Origin of the sequence: Pantoea allii, from assembly GCF_002307475.1 — a bacterium.
Lineage (GTDB): Bacteria > Pseudomonadota > Gammaproteobacteria > Enterobacterales > Enterobacteriaceae > Pantoea > Pantoea allii.
In genome coordinates this window covers 65464-81443 of record NZ_NTMH01000011.1, presented here as the reverse complement: position 1 = coordinate 81443, position 15980 = coordinate 65464, and the positions used below count along the sequence as shown (strand labels likewise).

The window sequence follows — 15980 nt, the reverse complement described above, 5'->3', positions numbered from 1 at the left end:
CGCGAAACCACGATGAGTAATATGAAAGCCACGGCCGCTCAGGCTTCTCAGCAACAACCCTCTTTCCTGGCAAACCTGCGTCACAAGGTTCCAAAGGATACCGGCATCTTTGTGGTGATGGTGGGGATTGCCTTAATTTTTGAAATTTTTGGCTGGTATGTTCGCGATCAGTCGTTCCTGATGAACACGAACCGCCTGATTTTAATCGTATTACAGGTCGCTATCATCGGCATCATCGCCGTCGGCGTAACCCAGGTGATCATTACGACCGGTATCGATCTCTCTTCCGGTTCGGTGATTGCGTTGACTGCGGTGGTGGCTGCCAGCCTGGCGCAAACCTCAGAAACGCTGACGCCGATGTTTCCATCCCTGGTGAATATGCCTGCGGCCGTGCCGATTGCTGCCGGCATTGGCGTTGGTTTACTGTGCGGTTTGATCAATGGCGTCTTAATTACCCGTACCGGTATCCCGCCGTTTATTGCCACCTTGGGTATGATGGTCTCCGCGCGCGGTCTGGCGCAGTATTACACCCAGGGCAACCCCATCAGTTTTCTGTCCGATGGATTCACCTCTATTGGTCAGGGAGCCATGCCGGTGGTGATTTTCCTGGTTGTGGCGCTGGTGTTTCACGTTGCGCTGAAACATACCCGTTACGGCAAATATGTTTATGCCATCGGCGGCAATATGACTTCGGCCAAAGTGTCCGGCATTAACGTCAATAAATACCTGATCATCGTTTACACCATCGCAGGGGCGCTGTCAGGCCTGGCGGGTGTGGTGCTGGCGGCACGCGTCAGCAGCGGCCAGTCAAGCATGGGCGTGGGCTACGAACTGGATGCGATTGCCGCAGCGGTCATCGGCGGCAGCAGCCTGATGGGCGGCGTGGGTCGTATTACCGGCACGCTGATTGGTGCGGTGATTCTTGGTCTGATTAAAAGCGGATTCACCTTTGTTGGGGTGGATGCGTATATCCAGGACATCATCAAAGGCATCATCATCGTCGCCGCAGTTACCATCGATATGCGACGCAATCGCGCCAAACGCTAATACGCTGCCGCCTTTGCGCCGTAGCGGCGTTGGCTCCAGGCGCTTATCCCAGTCACATAGTTAACTATGCTCCTGGGCCTAAGCGCCTGGCGCCGCCTTGCTACAACACAAATGCGTTTGCGTATTCGCGCTTTGCTGGCTGAGGTGAATAAAAGACAGCAAAACTAAAAAGCTTTTTACCGAAATCCCGTGGGGGTTTTCTCTGGTGCCAGAGGATATCTGCCTTGCTACAACACAAATGCGTTTGAGTATTCGCCTTTCTGACTTTTTAAAAAAACGTGAGTATATTTAGCGTTATAGGTGGGAAGACGTTTCGAATCGATCAACCACTCAGGCAATAACGTGTTTCTCCTCAGCCAACAGTCTTAGACTTTCACGCAGCAACGCAGCAACGCAGCAACGCCTCTCTCTTTCTGCTTTTTCTCCTGCATAACCGGGCCGGGCGCTGGCACGTCGATAACCTTTGCTGGCACAGGGCCGACGCTGCACGCTGGTTTGACATATTGCGCACTGTTGCGGTGCAGCTCACCTCGCGTCGCCGCCTGAATGCGGCGGCGCTCCCAGACTTACCTCTTTGGAGGTACAGATAAACGCTGTTTATTCTGATGCTTAGCAATTATTTCCCGACATGTTTCGCGATCTGAATAAACCTGGTCTGCATATTGCAATTCCCTCTTATGCAAGCTGGTTGACAGAGACCAGCCAGATACCTTGACGTAGCAACGGAGGCAAGATGAATTTAAGACGGCTGAAATATTTTGTGAAAATCGTCGATATCGGTAGCCTGACGCGGGCAGCCGAAGTGCTGCATATTGCTCAGCCTGCATTGAGCCAGCAGGTTGCTACGCTTGAAGGTGAGTTGGAACAGCAGCTTCTCAACCGCACCAAGCGCGGCGTTACGCCGACGGAAGCCGGGAAATTACTCTACAGCCATGCGCGCGTTATTCTGCGGCAGTGCGAACTGGCACAGTCAGCGGTGATGAATGCGGGTGAGGTGGTCAACGGGCAGGTGTCGATTGGCCTGGCACCGGGAACAGCGGCCTCAGCCTTAACTATGCCGCTGCTGCAAACCGTACGGGAACAGTATCCCGATATCATGGTTTATCTGCATGAAAACAGCAGCAGTGCGCTAAACGAAAACATCATCAACGGTCAGTTGGATATGGCCGTGCTGTATGACCGTGCGCCGACGGCAGGCATTAACAGCGTGCCGTTGCTGAAAGAAGATCTGTATCTGGTGGGCACCACGGCCTGTCCGGGGACTAACGTGGATCTGGCCGACGTGGCGCAGATGAGCCTGTTTCTGCCACGCGACTACAGCGCTGTGCGCCAGCGGGTCGATGAGGCGTTTTCACTGCGTCGCCTGAGTGCGCGCATTATTGGCGAAATAGAGTCGCTTTCTACCCTCACCGCCGCCATATCAAGCGGAATGGGTGTGACCGTGTTGCCGGAGTCGGCTGCCCGGGCGCTGGTAGGATCAACCCAGGCGTGGATGGCGCGCATTACCAGTCCGACCATCAGCCTGCCGTTGTCGCTGAACCTGTCACACCGTTTGCCTTTATCGCCGCCTGCGCAGGCCGTTAAAAATATCCTGCTGTCGCTGCTTAACAAGCCGCTGACGGAAAAACGCGAACTCACGCTGGTCAGCTAACGCTCATCCTTGTTGATCTGTCTGTAAAGCAGGGCGCGGAGACATCGCGCCACTGCCCTTTCTCTGGCTGTCCTCCCTGATGTGATTCATTCTCTCCTGCTGCGTGTCATATGCTTTAAATGCATAAATAAAACTTTTTTAGTATTTCCTGTTATCGATAATCCTTTTTACCCTCTGATTATCAGATTGTGTAAAGAGAGGTAAAGGGTGTGAATTTCCAGCAACTTAAAATTATTCGCGAAGCCGCGCGGCGGGAGTTCAACCTGACAGAGGTGGCAAGCACCCTGTTTACGTCACAATCGGGCGTCAGTCGCCATATCCGCGATCTGGAAGATGAGCTTGGCGTCGAAATTTTTATCCGGCGCGGCAAGCGACTGCTCGGTATGACAGAGCCGGGTAAGGCGTTGTTAACCATCGCTGAGCGAATTCTGGACGAAGCCGGTAAAGTCCGTCGTCTGGCGGACGTCTTCACCAATGAATCCAGCGGTATTCTTTCCATCGCAACCACCCATACTCAGGCCCGATACAGTCTGCCGCCGGTTATCAAGGCGTTCCGCCAGCTTTATCCCAATGTCCGGCTTGAACTCAACCAGGGATCGCCGCAGGAAATCGTAAATATGCTGCTGGCAGGAGAGGTGGATGTCGGCATTGCCAGTGAAATGCTGGTGAACAACGGCAGTCTGGCGGCGTTTCCATGGTTCAGCTGGCATCATGCTTTGCTGGTACCGCACGATCATGACCTCGTTCAGCAGCAACCGGTATCACTGAATGCGCTGAGCCACCATCCTCTTATTACCTATCGTCAGGGCATTACCGGACGCTCGCGCGTGGACAGAGCCTTTCAGGGTGCAGGTTTAAAACCGGACATCGTGCTCAGCGCCCAGGATTCCGATGTGGTGAAAACCTATGTCAAACTTGGTCTCGGAGTTGGTATCCTGGCCGATCAGGCCTGTGAAACCGAGCCGGGCGGAGAGCTGGTCAGGCTGGATGCCACGCACCTGTTTGACGCCAACACGGTATGGCTGGGCCTGAAACGGGGACAGCTACAGCGCAACTACGTCTGGCAATTTCTTGAGCTGTGCAACGCCAACCTGTCGCTTGAAGAGATCAAAAAGCAGGCGCTTTCATCAGCAGGTGATGATGAACCGGTGATCGATTTTCAGATTTAACGCTCGGGCACATCGGGCTGCATATCGTGACGGCATAAAATTTTTTTTCTGCCGTAAATCCTCTCAGCGAACGCTTTCTGGCTGGCAATAACAACATCCTGCGCTTCCCCCCACCCGATAAAGTGGAAAGATCTGAACAAAGGGGGATGGGATGTCACGTATACAACTACACGATCACACGCTGCTGCGCCAACAGGCGCTGTTCGCGGGCCAATGGCAGAATGGCTATCAGGGCGAAACCTTGCCGGTTATCGACCCGGCCACCGGCGACACGCTGGCCACCATTCCGGCGCTGGGCCGTGAGGAAACCGAGGCGGCAATTAACCACGCGGAGTCGGTGCGTCATGAATGGGCAAAAACGCCTAATGCCACGCGTGCCGGGCTGCTGGAGAAGTGGTACCAGCTTATTATCGATAACGCGGACGATCTTGCCATCATCATGACGGCCGAGCAGGGCAAGCCGCTGGCGGAAGCGAAAGGCGAAGTGCTGTACGGTGCCAGTTTCGTCAAATGGTTTGCCGAAGAGGCACGTCGCATTTATGGCGATACCATTCCTGCTCCCACCTCAGACCGCAGAATTATCGTGTTGAAACAGCCGGTCGGTGTGGCGGCAGCGATCACACCCTGGAACTTCCCTATCGCCATGATTACCCGCAAGGTGGCTCCGGCGCTGGCGGCGGGTTGCCCCATTATCGTTAAACCCTCCGACCTGACGCCGCTCTCCGCGCTGGCGCTGGCGGTACTGGCCGAGCGCGCTGGCTTTCCGTCCGGTGTCTTGCAGGTGGTCACCGGTATGCCGACGGAAATTGGTGCCGCGCTGACCGAAAGCCGCCTTGTCCGTAAGATCTCCTTTACCGGTTCAACTCGCGTGGGTCAGTTACTCATGAAGCAGTGCGCTGACAGCATAAAACGGCTGAGTCTGGAGCTGGGGGGAAATGCGCCGTTAATCGTTTTCGATGACGCCGACATTGAGATTGCGGTGGCGGGCGTAATGACCAGCAAGTTCCGTAACGCCGGGCAAACCTGCGTCTGCGCCAACCGGATTCTGGTTCAGCGCAACATCTATGACCGCTTTTCCGCCCGTCTGCTGGAGGCCGTTGCTACCCTGAAGGTGGGTGACGGATTTGCAGCCGGAAGCACCATCGGGCCGCTAATCAATACCGGGGCGGTCGAAAAGGTGAATGCGCACATCGACGATGCCTTACAAAAAGGGGCGACGCTGTTAACAGGCGGCATCAGCAATGGAACGGGCACCTGGGTTCAGCCTACCGTGCTCGGTCAGGTCACGCGTGAGATGCGTATTGCCCAGGAAGAAACCTTTGGCCCCGTGGCGCCGCTGTTTATCTTCGACGATGAAGAGCAGGCACTGGCGATGGCAAATGACACACCTTATGGACTGGGCGCTTACTTCTTTACCGAGAATATTCGTCGTGCCTGGCGGGTAGCGGAAGCGCTGGAATTTGGCATGGTCGGTTTTAATACGGGCGTAATCTCTTTAGAAGTCGCTCCTTTTGGTGGGGTAAAATTATCCGGTATTGGTCGTGAAGGTTCACGTTACGGAATTGATGAATATCTGGAGCAAAAAACTTTCCATCTCGGCAGCCTGTAATTTAAAACGGTATTCATAAATGTACGCGCCAGCATAAGCACTCTGCTGGCGCTTTTTTTTGTGCGCCAGATCTAAGTTTTCCTTCCATTCTCCTTTTTAGTGCAAGTTTCATGCGCAATGCACCAAAGCAATGCGGCTTTTTTGTGAGGTAAATCATCTGTTTAAGGCTTCGGCAATTCCGCAATAAATCCGTCATTAATACGGCAGAAAAATTTTTTTGCGTGGTTTTAAACGCATTTTAATTTTCTTAACGGCTGGCATACTTTCTGCATTACCTAATTAATATTTCAGAAAAGCATTGCCGAAATTTAACCAAACCAGTGTGTGACGGCTGTAACAAATAAGGATTCTTCCATGTTGAGTTTCGACCCGGAAAGCGTGCAACTCCCGTTGGGCCATTATATCGGCGGGAAACATGTGCAAACACAAGGCGAATCTTTTGCCGTCAAACGCCCCTCAGATGGTCACGTCTTTGCCACTCTGCATGAAGCGCAGGCCGAGGACGTTGACTATGCCGTCATGACGGCCCATCAGGCATTAAAAACCAGCGGCTGGTCAGGCTGCGCACCCCGTGAACGCGGTCGGATAATGCGTCGCTGGGCCGATTTAATTGAGCAGGATCGGCTGCTGGCCCAGCTTGAAGCGCTGGGCTCGACGCGTCCGATTGCTGACGTAATACAGCATGAAATTCCTTTCACTGCCGAAGCCATCCGTTTCTATGCCGAATGCGCGGACAAATACAGCGGTGACCTGTTCCCCACCCGTGAAAACAGCCTGGGGATGTTGATTGCTGAACCCTATGGGGTGATCGGTGCCATTACACCCTGGAATTTTCCGTTGTCGATGGCCTCGTGGAAGTGCGGACCGGCGCTGGCTGCGGGGAATGCCGTGGTACTCAAGCCATCAGAACTGACGCCGCTTTCTACCGTACGCATGGCAGAACTGGCGGTCCAGGCCGGTTTGCCCGCCGGTATCCTCAATATTGTACAGGGCAGTGGGGCCGTAACGGGCAGTGCGCTCGTCAGGCATCCTCTGGTCCGTAAGGTCTCCTTTACCGGCTCAACCCTGACCGGCGCGCGCATTATGAGCGATGCGGCGCAGTTCGGCATGAAACCGGTGACGTTGGAGCTGGGCGGAAAAAGTCCACAACTGGTCTTTGATGATGCGGGTGATATCGAGGTGCTGGCGCAGCGTATTCTGCGCGGTTTTACCGCCAATGGCGGTCAGGCCTGCGTAGCGGGTACGCGCTTAATCGTGCAGCGCGGCATTGCCGATGCGCTCACGGCGCGACTGATGACGTTGTGCCGTGAGGTTAAACCCGGCGTCACCTGGCAGGAAACCAGTCGTTATGCGCCGCTGATTGATGCACGCCAGGGCAATAAAGTGCGTTCGGTGATTGAAGAAGCCAAAGCCCTGGGCGCAGAAGTGCTGGTGGGCGGCGAACGCTTTGCGGATACCGATGAGGGCTGGTTCTGGCAGCCCACGCTGTTAAGCCAGGTTAAACCTGACAACCCGGCGGTTCAGCAGGAAATTTTTGGTCCGGTGCTGACGATTCAGACCTTCGATGAGGAAGAGCAGGGGCTGGCACTGGCGGCACATGACACGTATGGCCTGTGCGCGGGCGTGCATACGCTGAGTTTGCCACGAGCGATGCGGGCGATACGCGCGATTGAAGCCGGTACCGTCTGGGTCAACCGCTACGGTCGCTCTGGCGATTTTATTATCCCTACCGGCGGCTTTCTGGGATCGGGTATTGGCAAAGATTTGGGTCGCCAGGCCTTCCAGGCCTGCCAGCGCCAGAAAAGTGTACTTATCGATTTTTAAGCACCACACCTGACAATAACGAGGTTAATTCAATGGCACTGTTTAAACCCAAATTCATCACATTTGATTGTTACGGCACGCTGATTTTTTTTGACATGGCCGGTGCGGCTAAACGCTGTTTCGCCGATCGTGTCGACGCAGAAGCGCTGGACGCCTTTGTGACTGATTTTTCCAGCTACCGTCTGGACGAAGTCATGGGTGCATGGAAACCCTATTACGATGTCGTCAGCAATGCTATTCAGCGCACCTGCAAAAAGTGGGGCGTGAAATGGCAACAGGCAGACAGCGATTTTATTTACGCTGACTGCGCCACCTGGGGCCCGCATCCTGATGTGCCCGCTGGCTTAGCCAAAGTGGCAAAAGAATTCCCGCTGGTGCTGTTGACTAACTCGATGAATGACCTGATTCCTCATCATATTCCTCGCCTGGGCGCACCGATCCATATGACGATCACGGCGGAAGAGGCCGGTGCCTACAAACCGCATATGAAAGGTTTTGAATACATGCTGGAAAAACTGGACTGCCGTCCGGACGAGATCCTGCATGTGTCATCCAGTTTCCGTTATGACCTGATGACCGCCCACGACCTCGGCATTAAGCATAAGGTCTGGGTCAACCGCGGCCATGAACCGGCTAATCCGTATTATCAATACACCGAAGTTAAAGACATTGGCGGCCTGCCTGGCGTCGTCGGTCTTTGAGGACATCGACATGAAACTGGAATCGTACTGGCAAGCCACCGCCCCGTCGTTCAGCGCTGCCGCGCAGGGGCCGTTGCCGTCACAGGCGGATGTGGTGGTGATAGGCGCTGGCTTTACCGGTGTGTCTGCGGCGCTGACGCTGGCGCGAAACGGTATCAATGTTGTGGTGCTGGATAGCGGAGAGGTGATGAGTCAGGCCTCGTCGCGCAACGGCGGTCACTGCAATACCGGCGTGGCGCAAAACTTTGCCTCGCTGGTTGCCAGCCAGGGACTTGAACAGGCCAGTCGCTTCTATCGGGCGTTTGATGATGCGGTTACCTATGTTGAGCAGTTAGTGAAGGACGAGCAGATTCACTGCGATTTTCGGTGGTGCGGCAAACTCAAGCTGGCCAGTAAAGCCTCGCATTTTGCCGGACTGCAGGACGCCTTCACGTTGATGCGGCGCACGGTGGACCCCGATATCCAGTTACTGAGTAAAGATGACGTTCAGCGTGAGATCGGCAGTAGCGATTTTCACGGTGGATTGCTGCAACAGCGCGGCGGTCAGATGCACATGGGCAAGTTTGGTGTGGGCCTGGCCGAAGCCGCGGCACGCAGCGGCGCAAAAATTTATCCCCACCATCACGTCACCCAACTGGAACGCCTTGACGGCTATCGCCATCGGGTGGTGACCAGCAAGGGTGAAATCCAGGCAGACAAAGTACTGATGGCAACGGGCTGCTCCAGTGAAGGTCCGTTTCCGTGGTTCCAGCGTCGTATCGTGCCGGTAGGCAGCTTTATCGTTGTCACTGAGCCGCTGGATGATGGGCTAATCCGTACCTTGCTGCCTGAGGATCGTAACTACGTTACCTCCATGAATATTGGTAACTACTTCCGCACCACGGCGGACCGCCGTCTGGTCTTTGGTGGCCGTGCGCGCTTTGCCATCAGTAATCCGACCTCGGACTCACGCAGCGGCGAGATATTGCATGCTGCAATGGCGAAGATGTTTCCGAAGCTGGCTAACACCCAAATTGATTACTGCTGGGGTGGCATGGTGGATATGACGGCCGATCGCCTGCCGCACGCCGGCGAACAGGACGGCATATTTTATTCGCTGGGTTACAGCGGTCATGGCACCCAGATGTCGGTATGGATGGGCCGCGTGATGGCCGATCTGTTAAGTGAGAAAGTCCGGGACAACCCCTGGCAGCGTCAGACATGGCCTGCACTGCCGGGCTATCACGGAAAACCGTGGTTTTTGCCCCTTGCCGGGCTCTACTACAAAGCAAAGGATCGCCTTTCGTAAATTCACATTGTTTTTCAGGCCGTTGCGGGGCTGTTGTGTTCGCCGAGAGCGACCAACAGCCCGTCGCGGATGGGCAATGCAGCATGCGCCGTCTGAATAACGCAGGGAATTTTCCATGTTCGCTCGAACACGTAATGAGGTGTACAGATGAGTAAAATTGATAATAAAGAATCTGACGTAACCAATCCTGCTCTGACGCGGATGATCACTGAAGGCACATTGTCCCGTCGCAGTTTAATGAAGCTACTCTCCGCCGGTGCGGTGATGAGCACGGGACTGATTGGCTTCCCCGGCATGGCGCTGGCGGAAAGCAAACCCGTACAGGGCGGGAAACTGCGTGTCGGGATGTCTAACGCGTCTGCAACCGATACGCTGGACCCGGCAAAAGGCAGTAACAGCGCCGACTACACGCGCCAGTTTATGTTTTACAGCTGTCTGACCGAGGTCGACAAGGCGATGTCCGTTAAGCCCGGCCTGGCAGAGTCGGTTGATTCTGACGACGGCATCACCTGGAGCATTAAACTGCGCAAAGGTGTTACCTTCCACGACGGTAAACCTTTTACCGCGAAGGATGTGATTTTCTCGCTTAATCGTCATAAAGATCCTGCCGTTGCCTCCAGCGCATTCAAGCTTGCTGAACAGTTCAAGACCATCACTGCCGTCAACGATAATGAAGTGCAGCTTGTTCTCGTGGCACCTAACTTTGATCTTCCCTATATGCTGACCACGTCTCCCTTCCTGATTGTTCAGGATGGCACCAAAGATTTCAGCAAAGGGATCGGCACTGGCCCCTTCGTATGCAAGAGCTTTACGCCTGGCGTGAATACCGTGGGCACCAAAAACCCGAACTACTTTAAACCGGGCCTGCCGCATCTGGACGAAGTGGAGCTGCTTGGCGTTACCGATCAGGCTGCCCGCGTCAACGCCCTGCTGTCGGGTGATATCCAGGTGGCCTCGGGCCTGAAAGCCTCAGACAGTATGCGCATTGGTCATACGACGGATCACGCGGTGCTTGAAACCAAGGGCGGCATGTATACCAACCTGATCATCCGTACCGATATCAAACCCGGCAGCAACCCGGATTTCGTGCTGGCGATGAAATACCTGCAGCCCAGAGAAATCATCGTGAAAACGGTGCTGCAGGGCTTTGGCGATGTCAGTAATGACACGCCGGTTCCGCCGTGGCATCCGCTGTTTAACGCCGATCTTAAACCGCGTCCGCTCGATCCTGAAAAAGCCAAGTTTTACATCAACAAAGCGGGCATGACCGGACAGTCGATAGAGATTATTACCACACCGCCGCTGGAAGGCGCGACGGAAGGGGCGCAGCTCATCCAGCAGGTCGGGCGCAACGCAGGGCTTAACGTTAACGTGCGGCGCGTGCCGTATGAAGGCTACTGGGGAACACACTGGACGAAAGATCCGGTCGGCTACGGCTCGATCAACCCGCGCCCAACGCTGGATATGCTGTTCTCCCAGTTCTACCTGTCAAGCTCCTCCACGAACGAGAGCGGCTGGAAAAATCCCCAGTTTGACCAGTTGGTGATTGCGGCACGCGGTGAACGTGATAAAGCCAAACGCAAGCAGATGTACGGTGATATGCAAACCCTGATCTATGACCACTGCGGCACGCTCATCCCGGCATTTATCAGTTCAATGGATGGCTACAGCAAGAAGGTTAACGGCCTTGAGGCCTGGCCATCGGGCATGCTAATGGGCTATCGCTTCCATGAGTTTGCCTGGCTTTCAGCCTGATAATCGTCTGACGAAGGAGTTCGCCGATGAACCGATACATGATGTTCCTGATTGCCCGGCGCATTGGCGCCGGCATCCTGACCTTGCTTATCGTCTCGGCGGTGGTATTTTTTATCACCAGCCTGCTGCCGGGCGATGCGGCGCAAATGATCCTGGGGCAAAACGCCACGCCAGAAACGGTAGCGGCCTTGCGCCAGCAGCTCGGTTTAGATCAGCCGCTGCTGGTGCGCTATTTCACCTGGCTTGGCGGCATGCTGACGGGAAATTTTGGCACCTCATTTGCAAGTCATCTGCCGGTCGCACAGCTGGTGGCGCAGCGTCTTCCCGCCACCTTTGAACTCGCTGCTACTACCACAGCGATTTGTGTGCCGCTCGCACTGATTATTGGTATCGCGGCGGCCATGAATCGTGGCTCCAAACTCGATCGTGCGTTGGTGATTGGCACGATGGCGACGGTGGCCGTACCGGAATTTCTGGTGGCCACGATTGCGGTGCTGATTTTTGCCGTGAAGCTGCACTGGGTTTCTGCGATGTCGCTGGGCAGTCCCAGTATGGACTTCGCCAGCTACATCAAAGCCTATGCGTTGCCGGTGATGACGTTATGCTGCGGACTGGTCGCGCAAATGGCACGTATGACCCGCGCGGCCATTATTAACCAGCTCGACAGCCCTTATCTTGAAATGGCCTTGCTCAAAGGGGTTTCCCCCATGCGGGCGGTGTTACGCCATGCCTTACCGAATGCCGTCGGCCCCATTGCTAACGCGATTTCCCTCAGTCTTTCTTACCTGTTTGGTGGGGTCATTATTATCGAAACCATCTTCAGCTATCCGGGTCTGGCCAGCCAGATGGTCGACGCGGTCAGTAATCGCGATCTGCCGGTGGTACAGCTCTGCGTAATGCTGTTTGCCAGCTGTTATCTTGTGCTGCTGCTGGCGGCGGATATTGTCACTATCGCCTTTAACCCGAAATGGAGGAGCTGATGAAAATATTGCTTCCGTGGCGTATTTTTCAGTCACTGTCTTTATCGGGCCGCCTGGGCCTGGTGGTGACCTTGTTCTGGTTGATCATCGCCATCTTCGGCACCTGGTGGGCCCCCCACAATCTTGACGACATTGGGGTCGGGCCATTAATGGGCGGATTGACGCATGAAAACCTGCTGGGTACCGATTACCTCGGGCGGGATATGCTCAGCCGCATTATGTACGGTGCGAAGTTTTCCCTGGGGCTGGCGCTGGGCGCTGCCATGCTGGCCAGCCTGATTGGCACCATGCTGGCGTTGTTAGCGGCGGTAACCGGACGCTGGCTGGAAGAGCTGCTGGGCCGTATCAACGACGCGATGCTGGTGTTGCCAGGCAAAATACTGGCGCTGATGATTGTGGCGGTGTTCGGGTCCTCGCTGCCGATGCTGCTGATCACGGCGGTGTTTACCTACTGGCCGGGTGCGTTTCGTATCGCCTTTGCCCTCGCCAGCAACTTACGCAACATGGACTATGTCCGCGCCTCTCGCCTGCGGGGAGAAAGCCGCTGGTACATCGCCATCCACGATATTCTGCCCAACATGGTGCATCCGGTCCTGGCGGATTTTGGTCTGCGCTTTGTGTATATCGTTTTACTGCTGAGTGGATTGAGCTTCCTGGGGCTGGGCGTTCAGCCACCTTATGCCGACTGGGGAACATTAGTGCGTGAAAATATTCAGGGGTTGTTTGACGGCTCACCGGCGGTGTTGATGCCTGCGGTAGCGATTGCCAGCCTGACCATCGCGGTCAACCTGTTTATTGACAGCTTGCAAAGCATGCGTCCGTTGACGCTGGCAAAGGAGGGGGCATGAACGTGACACAACATACGGCAATGCCTGTGATTTCTGTCGAGAACCTGCGCGTGACGGCTCATACCGACAATGGGGATGAACTGGATATCGTCTCCGATATCCGCTTCACGGTGCAAAAAGGCGAAGTGCTGGCGCTGATTGGCGAATCCGGCTCGGGTAAAACCACCATTGCGATGGCGCTGATGGGCTATGCGCGCCACGGTTGCAAGATCGCCGAGGGCAATATTCATGTGGCGGGCACCAACATCATGGATCTCACGCCCGCGCAGTTGCGCGTGTTTCGCGGCAATAAAGTGTCCTATATTGCCCAGAGTGCCGCCGCCTCTTTTAACCCCGGAATGAAAATCATCGACCAGGTTATCGAACCGGTCGTGATTCACGGCACCATGACGCGCAAGGCGGCGAAGGTCAAAGCGCTGGCGCTGTTCCGTGAGCTGGCTTTACCCAACCCGGATACGATTGGCGATCGCTTCCCCCATCAGGTCTCAGGCGGGCAGTTACAGCGTTTAATGACGGCGATGGCCCTGATTAGCGATCCCGAGGTGGTCATTCTTGATGAACCCACCACGGCGTTAGACGTGACGACCCAGGTTGAAGTGCTAAAAGCCTTCCGTCGGGTGGTGAAACAACGCGGCGTAACGGCGATTTATGTCAGCCATGACCTGGCCGTGGTGGCACAAATGGCCGACCGGATTCTGGTTCTGCTGCAAGGCAAAATTGCCGAATACGGCACAACGGCGCATTTGATTGGTGCACCCCAGGCGGACTATACGCGCCTGCTGATGGATGCCGCTCAGCAAAAAGAGCGGCCCAGCAACTGGTGTCAGGCAAAGGCGAATGAACTGCCGTTGCTTGAAGTGCGTGACCTGTCAGCCGGTTACGGTCCAAAGGGCAGTGATGGATTGCCCAAAGTCCGCATTCTGGAAAATATTAATCTCACGCTGTGGAAAGGTCAGGCCATTGGCATTATCGGGGAATCCGGCTCGGGTAAAACCACCCTGGCGCATGCCATTGCCGGTCTCAATCCTGCCTGCCAGGGACATGTTCTGTTTAACGGCCACTCTGTTGCGGGCCAGATGCAAAAACGCAGCGACAATGAGCTGCGACGTATTCAGTACGTTTTCCAGATGGCGGATACAGCCCTCAATCCGGCCCATAGCGTGGAACGCATTTTAACGCGTCCGCTGACGCTGTTTCATGGTCTGAGCGGCATCGCTCGCCAGCAGCGACTCTATCAACTGCTTGATCTGGTTAAGCTGCCGCGCACCGTGCTGTCCCGCCGCCCCTGGTCACTGTCAGGTGGGCAAAAACAGCGTGTTAACCTGGCCCGTGCACTGGCGGCTGAACCGGATGTGATTTTATGTGATGAAGTCACGTCGGCGCTGGATACCGTGGTAGCTTCCGCCGTGCTGGATCTGATCAGCGAACTGCGCCGCGAGCTGGGCCTGTCGGTAATGTTTATCAGCCACGATATGCACGCCGTGCGCGCGGTATGTGATGAGATCGTCGTGATGCGAAATGGCAGCATCGTCACCCAGCTGGCGCGCAGCAATTATGACCAGCCTACCAGTGAACTCTATTTCGAACGCCTGAAACGTGCGGTTCCTGAGCTGCGTCAGGGCTGGCTGGATGAGCATGAAGAGATTCTGAAAGCTGAGTAACAGGCTGTTATGCCGTCGACCACGTTCGACAGACAGACAGTATCCAGGCGCCGGGCGCGATGAGCGTCATGGCACCGGCAAACAAACAGATTAAGAGGTGGCTACGCCATGCCCGCACCGATTCGTTACGTACAGGACAGCAGTGATTTCCCGGCGTCCGCCGATGTGGTGGTGATTGGTGCCGGTATTGCGGGGGCCGCCGCCACCTGGGAACTGGCAAAAAAAGGATTGAAGGTGGTGCTGATCGAGAAGGGGCTGGTCGGCGCCGAGCAGTCGAGCCGCAACTGGGGCTGGTGCCGTCAGCAGAATCGTGACGAGCGCGAACTGCCGCTGGTGATTGAAGCCTTACGCGGCTGGGAAGAACTTAGTATTGAAACCGGGGAAGAGCTGGGCTTTCGTCGCAGCGGTCTGGTCTATGCTACCCGCAATGAAGCAGATATTGCGGCCTGGGATAAGTGGGGCCAGATGGCCAAACAGTACGGCGTGCGCAGCGATATCCTGAATGCTCAGCAGGCGAAAGCCATGACGCCAGGCAGTACCACAAACTGGCTGGGCGGCGTTTCCGCCCCGGCGGATGGTGCGGCTGAACCTAAACTGGCTGCACCGGGCATTGTGACTGGCGCGCAAAAAAAAGGCGCGCTGGTTTTCCAGCAGTGCGCAGTGCGCGGGCTGGATATTTCAGCCGGGCGCGTCAGCGGAGTCATAACGGAACGCGGCCTGATCAAAACCACCCGGGTGATCTGTGCGGCGGGCGCCTGGACCTCGATGTTTTGCCGTCGGCACGGTATTGATTTGCCGCTGGGGAACGTCATTGGCACCGCCTTCCGTACCTACCCGATTGAGCAGGCTATCGCCGTCCCTTTTTATACCGAAAGCTTTGCCTGTCGACCGCAGATGGATGGCAGCTATACCGTTTCCGTATCGGGCCGCGGGCGGCTTGAACCCGGTGCGCAGGGGATTCGTTACCTGCGACAGTTTTATCCCACGTTTAAAAGTCGGCGTAAAAATCTTACCCTGAATCTGGGGGTGAAGCCGTTCTTTAATGGCCCTGAGGCGATGGGCCGCTGGGATCTGGATGCGATTTCACCCTTCGAGCGGATGCGTATTCTGGACCCCGCTGCCGATGCCTGGGTCGTGGAAAGCGGACTTGCGGCAATGCGGCGTGAATTTCCTGCGCTGGCAAACCTGAAAGTCGCCCAGGCCTGGGGTGGGATGATTGACAGTACGCCGGACGCGATTCCGGTCATTTCAACGGTGGCAAAACTGCCAGGCCTGGTGTTGTCGGCAGGATTCAGTGCCCACGGTTTTGGGATTGGGCCCGGTGCGGGCCGCCTGGCGGCTCAACTGGCGACAGACTCCACGCCGGTGGTCGATCCCACGCCTTATCGCTACAGCCGTTTTATCGACGGCAGCGGACTTGATGCACCCGGCATGATGTAAGGAAAGC

Annotated in this window: 12 protein-coding genes; all 12 read left to right on the top strand. The window is 55.7% G+C overall.

Annotated features, from left to right (window positions below; genetic code table 11):
- The first annotated feature begins 21 nt into the window (after positions 1 to 21).
- On the top strand, positions 22 to 1047 hold the full coding sequence (locus CMR03_RS03300; RefSeq protein ID WP_172823928.1) for an ABC transporter permease: 1026 nt from the start codon (positions 22 to 24) through the stop codon (positions 1045 to 1047).
- A 733-nt stretch (positions 1048 to 1780) separates the two neighbouring features.
- The gene (nac, locus tag CMR03_RS03295; RefSeq protein ID WP_063880109.1) at positions 1781 to 2698 is read left to right on the top strand and encodes a nitrogen assimilation transcriptional regulator NAC; all 918 of its coding nucleotides are present in this window, start codon (positions 1781 to 1783) and stop codon (positions 2696 to 2698) included.
- A 209-nt stretch (positions 2699 to 2907) separates the two neighbouring features.
- On the top strand, positions 2908 to 3867 hold the full coding sequence (gene cbl, locus CMR03_RS03290; protein ID WP_096010770.1) for an HTH-type transcriptional regulator Cbl: 960 nt from the start codon (positions 2908 to 2910) through the stop codon (positions 3865 to 3867).
- Positions 3868 to 4018: 151 nt separating this feature from the next.
- Entirely contained in the window at positions 4019 to 5476 is a 1458-nt protein-coding gene (locus tag CMR03_RS03285) for an NAD-dependent succinate-semialdehyde dehydrogenase (protein WP_096010769.1), read from the top strand.
- 354 nt (positions 5477 to 5830) lie between these two features.
- A complete protein-coding gene (locus CMR03_RS03280) occupies positions 5831 to 7300 on the top strand; it encodes an aldehyde dehydrogenase family protein (protein WP_096010768.1) in 1470 nt (489 codons plus the stop codon).
- A 32-nt stretch (positions 7301 to 7332) separates the two neighbouring features.
- Positions 7333 to 8001 carry a haloacid dehalogenase type II gene (locus CMR03_RS03275; RefSeq protein ID WP_063880105.1) on the top strand — a complete coding sequence of 223 codons (669 nt, stop codon included), beginning with the start codon at positions 7333 to 7335 and terminating at the stop codon, positions 7999 to 8001.
- A gap of 10 nt (positions 8002 to 8011) precedes the next feature.
- Positions 8012 to 9289, top strand: a complete 1278-nt coding sequence (locus CMR03_RS03270; protein ID WP_096010767.1) for an NAD(P)/FAD-dependent oxidoreductase — start codon at positions 8012 to 8014, stop codon at positions 9287 to 9289.
- Between the two features lie 147 nt (positions 9290 to 9436).
- The gene (locus CMR03_RS03265; protein ID WP_096010766.1) at positions 9437 to 11044 is read left to right on the top strand and encodes an ABC transporter substrate-binding protein; all 1608 of its coding nucleotides are present in this window, start codon (positions 9437 to 9439) and stop codon (positions 11042 to 11044) included.
- Positions 11045 to 11070: 26 nt separating this feature from the next.
- A complete protein-coding gene (locus tag CMR03_RS03260) occupies positions 11071 to 12024 on the top strand; it encodes an ABC transporter permease (RefSeq protein ID WP_063880102.1) in 954 nt (317 codons plus the stop codon).
- A complete protein-coding gene (locus CMR03_RS03255; RefSeq protein WP_063880101.1) occupies positions 12024 to 12872 on the top strand; it encodes an ABC transporter permease in 849 nt (282 codons plus the stop codon). Before CMR03_RS03260 ends, CMR03_RS03255 begins: the two co-directional genes overlap by 1 nt.
- Positions 12869 to 14533, top strand: a complete 1665-nt coding sequence (locus tag CMR03_RS03250) for an ABC transporter ATP-binding protein (protein WP_096010765.1) — start codon at positions 12869 to 12871, stop codon at positions 14531 to 14533. The genes CMR03_RS03255 and CMR03_RS03250 overlap by 4 nt, the downstream gene beginning before the upstream one ends.
- 108 nt (positions 14534 to 14641) lie before the next feature.
- The gene (locus tag CMR03_RS03245) at positions 14642 to 15973 is read left to right on the top strand and encodes an NAD(P)/FAD-dependent oxidoreductase (RefSeq protein WP_096010764.1); all 1332 of its coding nucleotides are present in this window, start codon (positions 14642 to 14644) and stop codon (positions 15971 to 15973) included.
- Positions 15974 to 15980 lie beyond the last annotated feature (7 nt).

Excerpts from the sequence above, each read along its gene's own strand:
- nac (WP_063880109.1), top strand. The coding sequence starts at position 1,781 with ATGAATTTAAGACGGCTGAAATATTTTGTGAAAATCGTCGATATCGGT.
- CMR03_RS03270 (WP_096010767.1), top strand. The coding sequence starts at position 8,012 with ATGAAACTGGAATCGTACTGGCAAGCCACCGCCCCGTCGTTCAGCGCT.
- CMR03_RS03265 (WP_096010766.1), top strand. The coding sequence starts at position 9,437 with ATGAGTAAAATTGATAATAAAGAATCTGACGTAACCAATCCTGCTCTG.
- CMR03_RS03275 (WP_063880105.1), top strand. The coding sequence starts at position 7,333 with ATGGCACTGTTTAAACCCAAATTCATCACATTTGATTGTTACGGCACG.
- CMR03_RS03250 (WP_096010765.1), top strand. The coding sequence starts at position 12,869 with ATGAACGTGACACAACATACGGCAATGCCTGTGATTTCTGTCGAGAAC.
- CMR03_RS03260 (WP_063880102.1), top strand. The coding sequence starts at position 11,071 with ATGAACCGATACATGATGTTCCTGATTGCCCGGCGCATTGGCGCCGGC.
- CMR03_RS03245 (WP_096010764.1), top strand. The coding sequence starts at position 14,642 with ATGCCCGCACCGATTCGTTACGTACAGGACAGCAGTGATTTCCCGGCG.
- CMR03_RS03255 (WP_063880101.1), top strand. The coding sequence starts at position 12,024 with ATGAAAATATTGCTTCCGTGGCGTATTTTTCAGTCACTGTCTTTATCG.
- CMR03_RS03280 (WP_096010768.1), top strand. The coding sequence starts at position 5,831 with ATGTTGAGTTTCGACCCGGAAAGCGTGCAACTCCCGTTGGGCCATTAT.
- CMR03_RS03300 (WP_172823928.1), top strand. The coding sequence starts at position 22 with ATGAAAGCCACGGCCGCTCAGGCTTCTCAGCAACAACCCTCTTTCCTG.
- CMR03_RS03285 (WP_096010769.1), top strand. The coding sequence starts at position 4,019 with ATGTCACGTATACAACTACACGATCACACGCTGCTGCGCCAACAGGCG.